Genomic DNA, 15781 nt, shown 5'->3' with positions numbered 1-15781 from the left:
GCGGCGTGGCCGACGCTGTGGATTCCGATTCCGACCGAACCCCGGCCGCGCCCGACGCCGCCGCGAGTGCCGAATCGGAACGCCGCGCCCGGCTCCTGGCGTCCGCCGAGATCGCGCTCCGTGAGCACGGTGACATCCTGACTCCGCTCGGTGCCCTGTTCGCCGCCGCGGGTGGGGAGCTGTACCTGGTGGGGGGAAGCGTGCGCGACGCCCTGCTCGGCCGACTCAACACCGATCTGGACTTCACCACCGACCTCAGGCCGGATCGTGTTCAGCAGGTTCTCACCGGCTGGGCGGACCATCAATGGGACACGGGCATCGAGTTCGGCACCGTGAGTGCGGTCAAGAGCGGCCGCCAGATCGAGATCACCACCTACCGCACCGACCGATACGACCAGGTCAGCCGCAACCCCGTGGTGAAGTACGGGTCGTCTCTCGACGAGGACCTGGTGCGACGCGATTTCACCGTCAACGCGATGGCGGTTCGGGTGGGGGCGGATGCGTCCCACGAGTTCGTCGATCCCCTCGGCGGGTTGGACGCGTTGCTCGAAGGGGTGCTCGATACTCCCGGCACCCCGCAGGACTCGTTCGGCGACGATCCGCTGCGGATGCTCCGCGCGGCACGCTTCGTCTCGCAGCTCGGGTTCTCGATGCTGCCCCGCGTGCGATCGGCGATCGTGGACATGGCGGACCAGATCGACCGCATCACCGTCGAACGTGTCACCGCCGAACTGGACAAACTCATCCTCGGTGAGCACGCCGTCGACGGCGTCGATGCGCTGTGCGAGACCGGTATCGCGGCGCGCGTGTTGCCCGAGGTGCCCGCGATGAAGCTCGAGATCGACGAGCACCATCAGCACAAGGACGTCTACTGGCACTCGCTGACGGTGTTGCAGCAGGCCATCGACCTCGAGGACGGCGACCCCGATCTGGTGTTGCGCTGGGCGGCTCTGCTCCACGACATCGGCAAACCAGCCACCAAGCGGAACGAACCGGGAGGTGGCGTCAGCTTCCACCACCACGAGGTGGTGGGCGCCAAGATGGTGCGTAAACGGCTGCGGGCGTTGAAATTCCCCAAGAAGACCACGGACGAGATCGCGCAACTGGTGTTCCTGCACCTCCGTTTCCACGGCTACGGCAAGGGACAGTGGACCGATTCCGCCGTGCGCAGGTACGCGACCGACGCCGGCGAACTGCTGCCCCGACTGCACAAACTGGTGCGCGCCGACTGCACCACGCGCAACAAGCGTCGGGCCGCTGCGCTGCAGGCGACCTACGACGACCTGGAAGAGCGCATCACCCGGTTGGCCGAGCAGGAGGACCTCGCTCGCGTGCGACCCGATCTCGACGGCAACGCGATCATGGAACTGCTGGACATCCCCGCGGGTCCGCAGGTGGGTCGGGCGTGGAAGTTCCTCAAGGAGCTGCGCCTCGATCGGGGTCCGCTCGACCGCGACGAGGCGGAGCGCGAGTTGCTGGCCTGGTGGGCGCGGGTCGAGCACTGATCACCGGCGCGCGCGGACCACCGCCAGCGCGGCAAGCAGGTAGACCACTCCCCCGGCGACCACGCAGGCGAGCGCCGCATCGGAGGAGACCGTCGTCGAACGCGCCCCGATCACCATCGCTGCCGCGGCCACCGCGCCGACGAACGCCACGTTGAACACCGTGTCCTGCAGTGCGAAGACGCGTCCTCGACGGTCGTCGTCGATCAGCATCTGCATGGCCGCATCGGCGGTGAGTTTCACGGTCTGTCCGGCTGCGCCGAGGACGAAGGCGCCGAGCACCAGAAGGTCCGGAGTGAGCGTCGCGACCAGCCCGAACTGCGCGGCCGCGGCCAGAATCAGGGCGCCGGCGACGGTGCGAGCCCGGCCGAACCGCGGCAGCACGATCGGCGTCGTGACCGCCGCGACGAACATCCCCGCCGCCGCGGCACCGATGGTCAGACCGAATCCCGCGACGCCGCCGGGCAGTACGGATTCGGTGTTCCGACCGAGGATCAGCACCATCACCAGCGTGTCGATTCCGAACGCGATGCGATGCGCCCCGACGCCGGTGAGCGCGGATCGCACCGGTGGCGTGGTCCACACCGCGTGTGCCCCGGTCGCGAGTCCACGGACCACGTCGGCGATCACCGTGCGCGGGGCCGCTGTCTCGACGTCGGCTCCCGGTCCGAGTCGACCCGGTGCGAATCCCGCGGCTGCGACGGCACCCACGACGGACCCGACGACGGCGGTGGCCGTCGCGATCGCGGTCGACGAATCCGACGGTCCGAGTACACCGAGGACGGTCACGGCGACGGCAGCCCCGGCGGCGGACACACCGGCGCCGACGGTGACGAGCACGGAGTTGGTGGGCACCAACCAGGATTCGCGCACCACGTGCGGGAGCGAGGCGGACAACCCGGCCAGTACGAAACGGCTCACCCCCACGGCGGCGAGAGCGGTGACCAGAACCGCGGCGTTGCTCGAGCCCGAGGCCAATTGCGCTGTGGCACAGACGATCAACACACCACGCAGCACGCTGGCGACCATGAGTACCCGACGGCGGTCCCAGCGGTCGAGCAAAGCGCCGGCGAACGGGCCGACCAGCGAGTAGGGCAGCAGAAGTACGGCGAAGCCCGCGGCGACGGCGAGAGGATCGGCGCCGCGCTGCGGATCGAACAGGATCGCGCCGCCCAGAGCGGCTTGGAACATGCCGTCGCCGAACTGCGATGCGAAGCGAAGGATCACCAGTCGAACCGCGCCGGGCGACGCCAGCACCCGGCCGATCGGACCCCGGGGCGGAGGTGGGGCGTCCGCGGGGTGCACGGCTTCCGACCCTAGTGCGCACCCGGCCGGTCGACGTGCTCGGCCTTTCGCCCCCACGTCGGTCTCGTACGGTGCCATGATGGCGAGGTGGCACACGGAGACGAACCGGAGGACCGGACGGCGGCAGCGGCCCGGGTCGTTCGACCCGGAACCCTGCTGGTGTCCTCGACCGAGCTGACGGAGCCGACGTTTCGGCGCACCGTCATCTACGTCATCGAGCACAACGACGCGGGCAGTCTGGGCGTCGTCGTCAACCGGCCCAGCGAGATGGCCGTGCAGAACGTTCTTCCGCAGTGGTCGGATCTCACGGCCATGTCGACGACGCTCTTCGTGGGTGGACCGGTGAAACGCGATTCGGCGTTGTGTCTGGCCACTCTGCGCCGCGGTGTCTCGTCGGATCGGATCAAAGGACTTCGTCGGGTCGACGGTCGCGTGGTGATGGTGGATCTGGACTGCGCTCCGGCCACAATCGCTCCCCTGGTGGAGGGCATGCGCATCTTCGCCGGGTACTCCGGATGGACGATGGGGCAGCTGCAGAGCGAACTCGAACGCGAGGACTGGATGGTGGTGTCCGCGCTTCCCTCCGACGTGCTCGGCCCGCCGCGCACGGACCTGTGGGCGCGGGTGCTGCGCCGGCAACCGCTGCCGATGTCCCTGCTGGCGACGCATCCCATCGACGTGGCGCGGAACTGACGGACCGCTCCCGGCTCCGCCTCACCGCCCGCGCGCCCCCGCCCGTCCCGAGTGAGGGGCACCCTCGATCCGTCTGCGGCACCGAGGGTGCCCCTGACTCCGGATCGCCGCGCCCCACCACGAGGGTTGTTCTATTCGAACTAGAACAGTAGACTCGGCTCATGTTGATCCGGGTCGATTCCGCATCGCACCGACCGCTGTTCGGGCAGGTGGCCGACGCCGTGCGCTCCGCCGTACTCACCGGTGAGGCCGCCGCGGGCGAGCGCCTCCCGTCCGCCCGCGATCTCGCGGACTCGCTCGACATCAACGTGCACACCGTGTTGCACGCCTATCAGATGCTGCGGGACGAGGGCGTGATCGAGATGCGCCGAGGTCGCGGCGCCGTGATCGTCGCCGAACCCGATCATTGGTCGGCGTTGCATCGAGCCATGAAAACCGTTGCTGCCGAAGCGAAGACGCTGAAGCTCACACCGGACGCCGCCACCGCGCTGATGCGTTCGGTTCTCGAGAAGGAGACCTCATGACCGCCCTCGTTCGGACCGCAGCGCACGTGTTGGTGCCCGCCGTGGTGGGGGCCGCCGTCACGGGCGTGCTCGTGTCGCGGTGGCTCCCGGAGCTTCCCGATCCGGTTGCGTCGCATTGGAATGCGTCGGGTGCGGTGGACGGGACGTCGTCGCCGGTGACGTTCACGGCGGTCATGATCGGCGTGACGCTGGCGTTCGCCGCCGCGACCGCCGCCTTCGTCCTGCACGGCATTCGCGATTCCGGACCGACCACCGCGAATCGGACGCTCCGGGCGTCGGGTGCGGCGTTCGTCACGGGCATGGCCGTCTTCCTGTGCGGCCTGACGCTGGCCGCTCTCGAGGCGCAGCGCGGCCTTCCCGACGCGGCGGCGGCGCCGTCTGTCGAGGTGCTCGTTCTGGTGGTTGTTCCCGTGGCGGTGGCGGCAGCCGCGCTGATGTGGTTCGCCACGCCGGCCGGGGACACCGTCCGCGCCGAGGTGACCTCGCCGCCGGCCGACGCTCCTCGCGTCGACCTGGGGACGCACGAGCGCGCCGTGTGGACGAGGACGACGTCGTCGAGGGTGGGGCTTGTCGTTCTGGCCGTCGCGCTGCTGGTCACGGCGGTGGCCGCGTTGCTGACCGGCAGTGTCGTGGTGGTGTTGATCGGCGTCGTGACGGCGCTGATCGGAGTGGTGTTCGTGACCTGGCGGACCACCGTCGATCACCGCGGGGTCACGGCGTCGACCGTGGTGCGGTTTCCCCGCCTGCGGGTGCCGATGGATTCGATCGCGTACGCCGAGACGGCCACGGTGTCGCCGCTGAAGGAGTTCGGCGGCTACGGCATCCGAGTCGGCCGCGGTGGCGAGACCGGTGTCATCACGCGCGGTGGCGATGCCGTGCGTATCCACCGGACCGACGGCAGCTCGCTGGTCATCACGACGGACGACGCCGAGACGGCTGTCGCGTTGACGAACACCCTGGTGGAACGGACCCGATAGTTTGCAACCCCCCTAGACGCGGGCATGCATCGCCCATGGCCATCGGAACGGAAACAGATCAGTACACCTTCACCAACCCCGTGACGCAGTACCGGCAGGACGGGTTCCCGGAGCAGCACCAGGATCCGCCCGGTCTCGCATCCGATCTGGAACCGACGGCCGATCACGGTGAGAACAGCTACCGCGGTTCGGGCCGTCTGACCGGTCGGCGCGCACTGATCACGGGGGCGGACTCCGGAATCGGTCGGGCTGCCGCGATCGCGATCGCTCGGGAGGGCGCCGACGTGGTGCTCAACTACCTGCCGTCCGAGGAGAAGGACGCGCAGGAGGTCGCCGAGCTGATCCGCTCCGCCGGACGCTCCGCCGTTCTCGCCCCTGCCGATCTGACCGACGAGAAGGCCGCTCGCGGCATCGTCACCACCACCGTCGAGAAGCTGGGCGGGATCGATCTGCTGGTCAACGTCGCGGGCATGCAGCAGTTCGTCGAGGACATCGCCGATCTGACGTCGGAGCAGTTCGACGCGACCTTCAAGACCAACGTGTACTCGCTGTTCTGGATCATCCAGGAGGCCGTGCCGCACATGGCGCCGGGCTCGACCATCGTCAACACCAGCTCGATCCAGGCGTACACGCCGTCCCCCGGTCTGGTGGACTACGCGACCACCAAGATGGCGATCAACACGATGAGCAAGGCGTTGGCCCAGCAGCTCGCCCCCAAGGGCATCCGTGTCAACGTGGTCGCACCCGGACCGTTCTGGACGCCGTTGCAGGCCGCGGGCGGACAGCCCACCTCGGCACTGCCCGAGTTCGGCCTGGAGACGCCGCTCGGCCGCGCGGGCCAGCCGGCCGAGATCGCGGGCGCGTACGTCTACCTGTCCTCGGCGGAGTCCGGTTACGTCACCGGGGACACCCTGAACGTCAACGGCGGCATGCCGACGCCGTGACGTCCGTAGGCTGGAATCATGTCTGATTCTCTCGATTCCGCGGCCGTCGAGGTGCACCTGCAGACCCTCGACGACGGCGAACTGCTCGACGTGATCCTCGCCGCGACGCGGTCCCGGCCCGTCCTCGTGCCGGTCCGGGACGCGGCGTCGGCTCTGACCTCGACGACGCGAGCCGGGGACGCGGCAGCGTCCGAGACCACTGTCGACGACAGTGTCGTCGACGAGGCCGACGTCACGATCGAGCCCGATCCGCAGCCGGAACCAGAGCAGCCGGGATTCGGGCAGTCGGGTGTCGGGCAGCCGGGTCTCGCACAGCCGACGTCGATGCCCGGTCCCGACGCGTCCCGCGGCTTCACCGCCGACGGGACCCCCACGTTCGACGCGGTCCGCGACCGGCTCGAGGGCCGTGCGGCACGCGCGATGGGAACCACCGAACTCGACGCCGAGAGCGCGGCCGGGCGTACCGAACGGGAGAAGTTCGAGGAGCGCGAGCGCGCCGGCAAGGCGAAGCTCGAGGAGATCAGGCGGTCGATGAAGCCCTAGGTCAGCTCGGCTGGCAGGCGTCCTTCAGGCTGCACGAGATGCAGCTGTGGCCGCATCCACCCTGCTCGGGAACCTCGATCAGGGACGCCGCCTTCGAGCCCATGGCGCCGCCGTACGCCGCGGCGACCAGGGCCACCACCGTCGCTCCGATCGCCAACACCGCTCCGAGAACGCCTCCGGGGATGAGCGCGGCCACCGCGCCGATCACGAAGATCACCGCCGCTGCGCCCGTGGTGGGGGCCGCGACGCGATTGGCCAGGGTGAACGTCTCGTCCGAGCGCATGGAGGACTCGGTGCGCACGCCGGCGACGGCGTTGCGCGACAGTTTCCCGCGGAATCCGAGCACGGCGACCGTGCCCAGGGCGACGGCGCTGATCAGAAGAACCACGGACAAGACGACGGAAGCGATCACCACTCCAGTTTACGGGCCCGCGAGCGGGTGTCGGAACGCGAGTGGTCACGCTTTACGCTGGTCCGGTGACGCAACCCGGTGAAACGACCCCCGACACGACGCCCAGCAACCGCTACACGGCCGAGCTCGCGGGCCGCATCGAGTCGCGGTGGCAGGAGCGATGGGCCGCCGAAGGCACGTTCGCGGCGCCCAACCCCGTGGGTGACCTGAGCATCGGCGGGGACGTTCCCGCCGACAAGCTGTTCGTCCAGGACATGTTCCCGTACCCGTCGGGCAGCGGACTGCACGTCGGCCACCCGCTGGGGTACATCGCGACGGACGTGTTCGCGCGCTACCACCGCATGCGTGGCCGTAACGTGCTGCACACCCTCGGGTACGACGCCTTCGGCCTCCCCGCCGAGCAGTACGCCGTGCAGACCGGGACGCACCCTCGCACCACCACCGAGGCGAACATCACCAACATGCGTCGGCAGCTCGGGCGTCTGGGCCTCGGTCACGACACGCGTCGATCGCTGGCCACCACCGACGTCGATTTCTACCACTGGACGCAGTGGATCTTCCTGCAGATCTTCGACTCCTGGTACGACGCCGACGCGGGACGGGCACGTCCCATCGCCGAGCTCGAATCCGAGTTCGCCGCCGGAACCCGAGCGGTCCCGAGCGGACGGACCTGGGACGCACTCGATCGTGCGGAGCGCCGGGCGGTGCTCGACGATCACCGGCTGGTCTACGAGTCGAACTCGCTCGTCAACTGGTGCCCGGGCCTCGGCACGGTGCTGGCCAACGAGGAGGTCACCGCCGACGGCCGCAGTGACCGCGGAAACTTCCCGGTGTTCCGAAAGAACCTGCGGCAGTGGATGATGCGCATCACGGCGTATTCCGACCGCTTGATCGACGATCTGGAACTGCTGGATTGGCCCGAGAAGGTCAAGACCATGCAGCGCAACTGGATCGGTCGTTCGCGCGGCGCCGAGGTGACGTTCGTGGCCGACCTTCCGCACGCCAGTGGCACCGTGGGAATCGACGTGTTCACCACCCGGCCCGACACGCTGTTCGGCGCGACCTACGTGGTGCTCGCCCCGGAACACCGTCTGGTGGACGAGATCACGGCCGTCGCGTGGCCCGTCGACGTCGACGAGCGCTGGACCCTCGGCGAGGGCACTCCACTGCAGGCGATCGGTGCGTATCGCCGAGCCATCGCCGCGAAGTCCGACCTCGAGCGCCAGGAGAACAAGGAGAAGACCGGCGTCTTCACCGGCGCGTTCGCCGTCAACCCCGTGAACGGGGCGAAGGTGCCCGTGTTCGTGGCCGACTACGTCCTGACCGGCTACGGAACCGGCGCCATCATGGCCGTCCCCGGTCACGACCAGCGCGACTGGGAGTTCGCCTCGAAGTTCGGGTTGCCGATCCGCGAGGTCATCTCCGGTGGTGCCGTGAACGAGGCCGCGTACGTCGGTGAGGGTTCGCTCGTGAACTCGGAATTCCTCGACGGTCTCGACATCGACGCGGCCAAGGCCGCCGTGATCGCGCGACTGGAAGAGGCGGGCACGGGGAAGGGCACCATCCAGTACAAGCTGCGCGACTGGCTCTTCGCCCGCCAGCGGTACTGGGGCGAGCCGTTTCCCATCGTCTACGACGCGGACGGCAACGCGCACGCACTGCCGGACGACGCTCTGCCCGTGGAACTTCCGGAGGTCGAGGACTACGCCCCCGTCTCGTTCGATCCGAACGACGCGAACAGCGAGCCGTCCCCACCGCTGGCCAAGGCGACCGACTGGGTGAACGTGGAGCTCGATCTCGGCGACGGGCTGCAGACGTACCACCGCGACACGAACGTCATGCCGCAGTGGGCGGGAAGCTCGTGGTACCAGTTGCGCTACATCGACCCCACGAACTCCGAACAGATGTGTGCCCCCGAGAACGAGGCGTACTGGATGGGCCCGCGTCCGGAGATCCACGGGGAGAACGATCCCGGCGGTCTCGACCTCTACGTCGGCGGTGTCGAGCACGCGGTGCTGCACCTGCTGTACGCGCGGTTCTGGCACAAGGTGCTCTTCGATCTCGGTCACGTCAGCTCGAAGGAGCCGTACCGCCGCCTCTACAACCAGGGCTACATCCAGGCGTACGCGTTCACCGATGCGCGCGGGGTCTACGTCCCCGCGGACGAGGTGACCGAGGAGGGCGGCAGGTACTTCTTCGAGGGCGCGGAGGTGAACCGTGAGTACGGGAAGATGGGCAAGTCGCTGAAGAACTCGGTCTCCCCCGACGAGATCTTCGCGGAGTTCGGTGCCGACACCTTGCGCATGTACGAGATGTCGATGGGTCCGCTGGACACCTCCAGGCCGTGGGCGACCAAGGACGTCGTGGGGGCGCAACGGTTCCTGCAGCGGGTGTGGCGCCTGGTGGTGGACGAGGAGTCCGGCGCCGTGCGCGTCACCGACACCGATCCGAGCGACGACACTCTGAAGGTCCTGAACCGGACCATCGAGGGTGTGGACGCGGATTACGCGGCGCTGCGCGACAACACGGCCGGCGCCAAGCTCATCGAGTACACGAACCACCTCACCAAGGCCTATCCCGACGGTGCCCCCCGCGCCGCCGTCGAACCGGTGGTTCTGATGCTCGCGCCGCTGGCACCCCACATCGCCGAGGAGATGTGGAATCTGTTGGGGCACAGCGAGTCTCTCGCCCATGGTCCCTTCCCGTCGGTCGACGAGAAGTGGCTGGTCGACGACACCGTGGATTACCCGATCCAGGTCAACGGCAAGGTGCGCAGCCGCATCACGGTGGCGGCCGATGCGTCCCGCGAGGACGTTCAGGCCGTCGCGTTGACGGACGAGAAGATCGCCGCGCTGCTGAACGGATCGGCGCCGAAGAAGGTCATCGTGGTGCCGGGACGCATGGTGAACGTGGTGCTCTAGGCGCTCTCCGCGACGCTCACGACGTGGCGGCGGACGCGCACATCTCCCAGACGAGTATCTCGCACGCCGACGTCGCGCGGATGGTCTGTCCGCCACTGTCCGTGAGCCGGACGGCATCACCGCGCGCCACGGCGCCGATGCCGTCGACGTGGGCCTCACCGTCGGCGACGAAGACGTGACCGTACGGGGATACCGGTGCGGTGATCGACTGTCCCGGGGCAAGTCTCGCGACATGTAGCGCGGCGTCGCGGTTGCCGAGGGAGACGGCCGTGGAGTTCACGTCGCGCCCCAGTCCGGACGTGACGACGACGAGCTCGCCGCCGGCCAGCGCGTCGGAGACATCACGTTCCTCGTACGACGGTTCGGTGTCGTCGACACTCGGCGGCACCCACATCTGGACGACCCGGAGGGTGCGCCCGGAGGTGTACCCGCTCTCGTTGCGCTCGGAATGGAGAACGCCGGTGCCCGCGCTCATCCGCTGCACGACCCCCGGCCGGATGATGCCGGTGTTTCCGACCGAATCCCGATGCTCCAGAGCACCGTCGAGCACCCAGGTGACGATCTCCATGTTTCGGTGATGGTGCCGATCGAACCCCTCACCCGGCTGAACGGTGTCCTCGTTGTTCACCATCAGCACGCCGTGGGCATTGGCGGCGAGATCGAAGTTGCCGGTTGCGGGGAACGATTGCCACGAGTCCAGCGAAGCGTCCCACCAGTGCTTCCGATCGTTGCTGGGTACGAGCAGCGCGGTCATGATCGGTCAACTCTGCGCCGCCGTGGTGCATTCCCGGGAGGCGCCGGGCGTGCATCAGGAGGCTGGCGCCGCAAATTTGTTCTGTACATTTAGCCGCAGTTTCGGTGCGACAAATTCCAGGGAGGTCCGTTGTGCCACGTGGCAGGCCCAGTCGAAACACGATCTACAACCAGTTCGCGGAAGCACTGAGCGAACTGGAGCGGTTCGGTGGAATGCCCTTGCCGGCCGAAGCGACGGCGATCTGGGACGACATCTGGCACCTCGAAGCACACAACTCGACGGCGATCGAAGGAAATACCCTCGTACTGCGCGAAGTCGAAGCACTTCTCGATCGCCGCAAGGCGGTGGGGGCGAAGGATCTCAAGGACTACATGGAAGTTCTCGGTTATGGGGAGGCTGCCCAATGGGTGTACGCCCAAGCCACTGCTTTGGACGGTTACAGCGGCGACGGGCTGATCACGATCACCGAGGTACGATCCGTGCACCAGCAAGTCATGCAACGAGCGTGGGACGTCGCTCCACACCCGGAAGCGACTCGCGAAGAAGGACCCGGCGGGTTCCGTACACACGATATTCGGGCATTCGACGGCGGTATGCGTCCACCACCCTGGGTGGAGGTTCCCGAACGCTTGTCCACATGGGTAGACGAGATCGACGTCTTTGCAGCCCAACTGTCGTCGTTCGGTCCGGAAGCACTCGATCCACGGGACATCCCCGTTCGACTGGCAAGGATTCATTGCGATTTCGAACGGATTCACCCGTTTCTCGACGGTAACGGCCGCACCGGGCGCCTGCTACTGAATCTCATCCTCGTACGTCTCGGGTTTCCCCCCGCCATCGTGTTCAAGAGGGACCGCAGGAAATATCTGACTGCGCTCGACCGCGCCGACGGAGGAGAGTACGGCCCTCTGGCAGAACTGATCGCCCGGTCGGTCATAGACAACCTGCACAAGTTCGTTGTGCCGTCGATTGCGGGCCCTGCTCGACTCGTTCCACTTCAGTCGCTTGTAACGCCGGAGATCGGTTACAACGCCCTACGGCAGGCTGCTCGGCGTGGACGGCTGGAAGGACATCGAGGATCGGACGGGGTGTGGCGGTCGAGTAGGAACTTCGTGAACGAATATCTGCAACAAAGGTATTCGCGTGAGTAGTTGGTGAGTTGGCGCCCGCATGTCCGATACGGCGGCCCTGTTAGATGGCCGCTGCGACAGTGAATCAGAAGCGGAGATCGTCCGGTCCGGTGACCTCGATCCACTCGATCGGCCGGACCCCCGGGACGAGAGCGAGGCGGTCTGCCGCCACCAGCTCGGGCATGTCGAGCCCGGTGGCCTCGGCGATGTCGTCGACGGGTACCTGGTACGTCCGATACGCACCCAGCGGCGGGATGTCCCGGGCGAGCACGCCCTGCTCGAGGATCGGGGTCAGCGATTCCGATTGATCCAGCACGTACCCCGTTGTGGCGAGCACACCGTCCTGGCTCCACGCGGCGATCTTGAAGAACCGCCGGGGAATCGCGATCCCCCGGTAGACCGGATCGTCGGCCGCAAACATGCAGCCCGTGAACACCGAGAGCAACTCGCCGTACTGCCGCGCGTGTTCCAGCACATAGTCCTCGAGTCCCAGCCAGAGTGTCTTGGACTGATTCAGGGTCGCGGTCTGGGGAGCGCACACGGTGTAGTGGAACGTGTCCGAGTTCGCCTGTCGCGCCACCTCGGCCGGACCCCACACCGGATCGCGGCGCCGCACGAGGTGCCCGCGATCGAGGTCGTTGTTCGAGTACAGCTCGGGTCCGGCCTGGTCGAGCTCCGAGAGCCGATCGTCCAGGCGCCAGTCGTCGCCGCGGGGGACGTCGACGAGGCGTCCGCCGTCGATGTTCACGGCCGTGACGGCGGCGAGACGGCGGTCGGTGTCCATCGACACCGAGAAGTGCGTGTACTCCAGCACCGTCGACTCGGGGTGAGACGGGAGGTCGACGACCGGGCCGAGGAAGTTCGCGTCGTAGCTCATGGCCTCATTGAGCCAGAGGGGGGTGACATCGGGATGAACGACCCGCCTGCACGACACCGCCCGCACACGACACCGCCCACACACACGACAACGGCCACGGTGCGCGAAGCACCGTGGCCGTTGTGGGAGAGGGCTACCGGATCAGAAGTCCGCCTTGCTCCGCGACCGCACCTTGGTGACGATCGAGAACAGGACCGCGATGGTCATCAGGAGGTACAGGACCACCGTGATGCCACTGCCGACGAGGATGCCGAGATCGCCCTCGCTGACGGCCAGCGCACGTCGCAGCGAATCTTCGGCGAGCGGGCCGAGGATGACGGCGATGAGCACCGGAGCCAGCGGGATTCCGTAGCGGCGCAACATGAACCCGATGATGCCGAGGCCCAGCATGGCCACCAGATCGACGATCGAGGCGCTGACGGCGTACACGCCGAGTGCGGCGAACACGGTGATGCCGGCGTACAGGTAGTTCTTGGGGATTCTGAGCAGCTGCGCCCACAGGGGAGCGAACGGCAGGTTCAGGATCAGCAGGACCACCATGCCGACGAAGAGGCTGGCGAGCAGGGCCCAGACCACGTCACCGTTGCGTTCGAAGAGCAGCGGTCCGGGCTGGATGCCGTACTGCTGGAACGCCGCCAACAGGATCGCGGCGGTGGCCGACGTCGGAAGACCCAGGGCGAGAAGCGCACCCATGGCGGTACCGGCGGTCGAGTTGCCCGCGGCCTCCGGTCCGGCGACACCACGGATGGCGCCCTTGCCGAACATCGGATTCTTGCGGCGACGGTCCAGTCGACGTTCGGTGCCGTAGGCCAGGAAGCTCGGGACCTCGGCGCCGCCGGCGGGAATGACACCGAACGGAACACCGAACGCGGTGCCGCGCAGCCACGCCGGCGCGGCCTCGCGGAACTCGGCCTTGCTGAGGAACGGACGCCCCTTCGACGGGATCAGTGTGGTGTCGTCGGGCTTGCCGATCTTCGACGCGACGTGGATGACCTCGCCGAGTGCCAACATGGCGACGGTGATGACGACGACCGAGATGCCGTCGAACAGCGCTGGGACCTCGAACGTGAATCGTGATGCGCCCGAGGGTCCGTCGATACCGATCACGGCCAGTGTGAGACCGATCAGGAGGGCGCTCAATCCCTTCAGGACCGAGTCGGACACCACCGCGGAGGTCGCGATGAACGCGAACACGGCGAGAGCGAAGTACTCGGCGGGACCGAAGTTGGTGGCCAGATCGGCCAACGTCGGGGCGAAGAACACCACGAGGGTCGTGGCGATGATGCCACCGATGAACGCGCCGATGGCGGAGGTGGCCAGGGCTTGCGGCGCACGTCCGTTCTTCGCCATGCGGTGGCCCTCGAACGTCCCGGCGATCGCGGTGCTGTTGCCGGGGGTGTTCATCAGAATGCCGGAGATGGAGTCACCGAACAGACCACCGAAGTAGACACCGGCGAACATGATGAGCGCGGAGGTGGGCTCGAGGGTGAACGTCACCGGCAGCAGCAGGGCGACGGCCATGGCCGAACCGAGGCCGGGTAGAACGCCGACCGCGGTGCCGAGGAGCGCTCCGACGAAAACCCAGACCAGGTTCATCGGGGTGAGGGCGGTGCCGAAGCCCTCCATGAGGTTGCTCAGGGAATCCATCAGAACACCTGCGCCAGAACGCCGCCGGGGAGCGTGAGGCCCAAGCCGCCGGAGAAGGCGAGCTGGATGACCGAGGACACGAGGAGGGCAACGGCCGCGTCGAAGACGTAGCGCGTGCCGCCGAGACCGACGGACACCCCCCAGAACAGCAGCGCGCCCGCGAGGACCCATCCGAGCGGGTTCAGCAGTGCGATGAACAGCGCCACCGATCCGACGGTGATGCCGACGGACTTCCAGTTCGACAGGGTGCCGGTGTTGGGCCGGCCCTGCTCGTCGACGCCGAGATCGACGGTCTCCGGTGTGCGAACCAACTGCGCTGCCACGAGAATCGCGATGACGAAGCACAGGCCGGCGACGATGGCCGGGAACACCTGCGGCCCGGGTGCGGTCGCGGTGTCGGGCACCTCCATGGTCACCGTGCCGTAGACCAGGAACAGCCCCAGTACGACGAGCAGTGCGGCGACCACCAGTCCGCTCCGACCGTCACCGAAGGATCGGCGAGCATCGGGCACGGGGCCCGCCTCGACATTCGACACGCTGTTGCTCATACCAGTCTCAATTCTCGGAGGATGTCGGTGATGCGGGTTTGTTCGACTTCGAGGAACTCACCGAATTCGTCTCCGGTGAGGAACGATTCGCGCCACCGGTTGCGCTCGATGGCGGTGGCCCACTGGTCCGTGTCGTGCATCTCGGTGACGATGTCGATGAGGGTCTCGCGGTCGGCGTCGGAGAGTCCGGGCGGCGCGACGAAGCCTCGCCAGTTCACCAGGTCGACGTCGTAGCCCTGTTCGATGAAGGTGGGGGTGTCGATACCGGGGACGGACTCTTCCGCTGCGACGCCCAGGGCGCGGACGTTGCCGGCCTCGATCTGATCGCGGAAGTCGTTGTAGCCGCTGACCGCGACGCCGACGGTGTTCGACAGCAGTGCGGTGAGCACCTCGCCGCCGCCGGAATAGGCGATGTAGTTGATGGCGGCCGGGTCGATGTCCACCTGCTGCGCGAGCTGGCCGGAGACGATGTGGTCGATGCCTCCCAGCGAACCGCCGCCGATCGGCAGGCCACCGGGGTTGGCCTGCCAGGCCGCGATCATGTCCTCGAGGTTCTGGTACGGGGAGTCCCGCGGGACGACGAACACCTCGAAGTCCTCGGCCACCTTGGCGATGGGCACGGTGTCCTGCAGCGTGATGTCCGAGTCGTTGATCGCGATTCCGCCGAGCATCACGGTGCCGGTGACCATCATGGTGGTCGACTGGCCGGTGAGGTTCTCGAGCTGGCTGAGGCCGATCGTGCCGCCGGCGCCGGGAACGTTCACCACCTGGGCGTTGTTCACGATCGCGTCGGATCGGAGAGCTTGCTGGGCTTCGCGGGCCACGAGATCCCAACCGCCTCCGGCGGCGGCCGGGGCGATGAGGGTGAGCTTGGAGCGCGCGTCGGATCCGCTGGTGCTGTTACTGGCGTCGATGCCGGCGGCCGTGACGGCGGCGAGAACCGCCACCACCCCCACGGCGCGTTTCCAGAGGGCGGGCATCACAGGTCTCGTCTTCTCGTGGTC

At 67.7% G+C, this 15781-nt stretch carries 15 protein-coding genes; 8 read left to right on the top strand and 7 right to left on the bottom strand.

Features of this window, described 5'->3' with window-relative positions; genetic code table 11:
* Positions 1–17: 17 nt before the first annotated feature.
* Complete coding sequence (locus ACY466_RS20200; protein ID WP_463252386.1) at positions 18–1505, top strand: CCA tRNA nucleotidyltransferase; 1488 nt, start codon at positions 18–20, stop codon at positions 1503–1505.
* On the opposite strand, the gene ACY466_RS20195 is transcribed toward ACY466_RS20200, so the two are convergent.
* The gene (locus tag ACY466_RS20195) at positions 1506–2768 is read right to left on the bottom strand and encodes an MFS transporter (RefSeq protein WP_463252385.1); all 1263 of its coding nucleotides are present in this window, start codon (positions 2766–2768) and stop codon (positions 1506–1508) included.
* 126 nt (positions 2769–2894) lie between these two features.
* Between ACY466_RS20195 and ACY466_RS20190 the strand changes: the two genes are divergently transcribed.
* From ACY466_RS20190 to ACY466_RS20170, 5 genes are all read left to right on the top strand, one after another.
* Positions 2895–3500 (top strand): YqgE/AlgH family protein, encoded by a 606-nt coding sequence (locus tag ACY466_RS20190; RefSeq protein WP_463248555.1) that lies wholly within the window; start codon positions 2895–2897, stop codon positions 3498–3500.
* Between the two features lie 161 nt (positions 3501–3661).
* Positions 3662–4024: a GntR family transcriptional regulator gene (locus ACY466_RS20185; RefSeq protein WP_463248552.1), complete on the top strand. Its 363-nt coding sequence runs from the start codon at positions 3662–3664 to the stop codon at positions 4022–4024.
* The gene (locus ACY466_RS20180; protein WP_463248548.1) at positions 4021–5001 is read left to right on the top strand and encodes a DUF1648 domain-containing protein; all 981 of its coding nucleotides are present in this window, start codon (positions 4021–4023) and stop codon (positions 4999–5001) included. Before ACY466_RS20185 ends, ACY466_RS20180 begins: the two co-directional genes overlap by 4 nt.
* Positions 5002–5036: 35 nt before the next feature.
* Positions 5037–5945, top strand: coding sequence for an SDR family oxidoreductase (locus ACY466_RS20175; RefSeq protein ID WP_463248544.1), 909 nt, complete (start codon positions 5037–5039; stop codon positions 5943–5945).
* Between the two features lie 18 nt (positions 5946–5963).
* Positions 5964–6488 carry a hypothetical protein gene (locus tag ACY466_RS20170; RefSeq protein WP_463248541.1) on the top strand — a complete coding sequence of 175 codons (525 nt, stop codon included), beginning with the start codon at positions 5964–5966 and terminating at the stop codon, positions 6486–6488.
* A 1-nt stretch (position 6489) separates the two neighbouring features.
* On the opposite strand, the gene ACY466_RS20165 is transcribed toward ACY466_RS20170, so the two are convergent.
* On the bottom strand, positions 6490–6900 hold the full coding sequence (locus ACY466_RS20165) for an SdpI family protein (protein ID WP_463248538.1): 411 nt from the start codon (positions 6898–6900) through the stop codon (positions 6490–6492).
* A gap of 65 nt (positions 6901–6965) precedes the next feature.
* Here ACY466_RS20165 and leuS point away from each other — a divergent pair, with 65 nt between their 5' ends.
* Positions 6966–9821, top strand: a complete 2856-nt coding sequence (leuS, locus tag ACY466_RS20160) for a leucine--tRNA ligase (protein ID WP_463248534.1) — start codon at positions 6966–6968, stop codon at positions 9819–9821.
* A gap of 16 nt (positions 9822–9837) precedes the next feature.
* Here leuS and ACY466_RS20155 read toward each other — a convergent pair whose 3' ends face one another.
* Positions 9838–10575: a pirin family protein gene (locus ACY466_RS20155; protein ID WP_463248530.1), complete on the bottom strand. Its 738-nt coding sequence runs from the start codon at positions 10573–10575 to the stop codon at positions 9838–9840.
* A 131-nt stretch (positions 10576–10706) separates the two neighbouring features.
* On the opposite strand from ACY466_RS20155, the gene ACY466_RS20150 reads away from it, so the two are divergent.
* The gene (locus ACY466_RS20150; protein WP_463248526.1) at positions 10707–11726 is read left to right on the top strand and encodes a Fic family protein; all 1020 of its coding nucleotides are present in this window, start codon (positions 10707–10709) and stop codon (positions 11724–11726) included.
* A gap of 64 nt (positions 11727–11790) precedes the next feature.
* Here ACY466_RS20150 and ACY466_RS20145 read toward each other — a convergent pair whose 3' ends face one another.
* The 4 genes from ACY466_RS20145 to ACY466_RS20130 all read right to left on the bottom strand — a co-directional run bounded on the left by ACY466_RS20145 (position 11791) and on the right by ACY466_RS20130 (position 15757).
* A complete protein-coding gene (locus ACY466_RS20145) occupies positions 11791–12582 on the bottom strand; it encodes a DNA/RNA non-specific endonuclease (protein ID WP_463248523.1) in 792 nt (263 codons plus the stop codon).
* A 141-nt stretch (positions 12583–12723) separates the two neighbouring features.
* Positions 12724–14229 carry a tripartite tricarboxylate transporter permease gene (locus ACY466_RS20140; RefSeq protein WP_463248521.1) on the bottom strand — a complete coding sequence of 502 codons (1506 nt, stop codon included), beginning with the start codon at positions 14227–14229 and terminating at the stop codon, positions 12724–12726.
* Positions 14229–14777, bottom strand: a complete 549-nt coding sequence (locus ACY466_RS20135; protein ID WP_463248519.1) for a tripartite tricarboxylate transporter TctB family protein — start codon at positions 14775–14777, stop codon at positions 14229–14231. Before ACY466_RS20135 ends, ACY466_RS20140 begins: the two co-directional genes overlap by 1 nt.
* Entirely contained in the window at positions 14774–15757 is a 984-nt protein-coding gene (locus tag ACY466_RS20130) for a Bug family tripartite tricarboxylate transporter substrate binding protein (RefSeq protein WP_463248515.1), read from the bottom strand. Before ACY466_RS20130 ends, ACY466_RS20135 begins: the two co-directional genes overlap by 4 nt.
* Between the last annotated feature and the right edge of the window lie 24 nt (positions 15758–15781).

This window comes from Rhodococcus sp. K11/5, assembly GCF_055193735.1.
Note: the sequence above shows the minus strand (reverse complement) of the source record. Positions and strands in the feature narration are given on the sequence as shown.